Origin of the sequence: Candidatus Cardinium sp. cBcalN2 (assembly GCF_022810445.1) — a bacterium.
Taxonomy (GTDB): domain Bacteria; phylum Bacteroidota; class Bacteroidia; order Cytophagales; family Amoebophilaceae; genus Cardinium.
On record NZ_JAACGD010000155.1, the window covers coordinates 1 to 265 of the forward strand.

Here is a 265-nt window from a genome sequence, read left to right on the forward strand (position 1 = left end):
ACACCATAGAAGGGTACTACAAGCTGGATGCATGGCAATGGATCCTTATACAGGCCATATTAAAGCATGGGTAGGTGGTATTGATTACAAATATTTTCAATACGATCATGTAAAACAAAGCAAACGACAAACAGGTTCAACTTTTAAGCCGATCGTCTATACGGTAGCACTAGACAATGGCTATTTGCCCACAGATTTACTAACGGATGAACCTGTTACCTTTGTACAACCGAATGGAGAAACTTGGACACCCCAAAATGCCTGG

At 41.1% G+C, this 265-nt stretch carries 1 protein-coding gene; it reads left to right on the forward strand.

The window, feature by feature from the left end; genetic code table 11:
• Nucleotides 1–265, forward strand: a 265-nt coding sequence (locus tag MUW74_RS04050) for a penicillin-binding transpeptidase domain-containing protein (RefSeq protein WP_279389426.1), incomplete at both ends; no start/stop codon positions are given.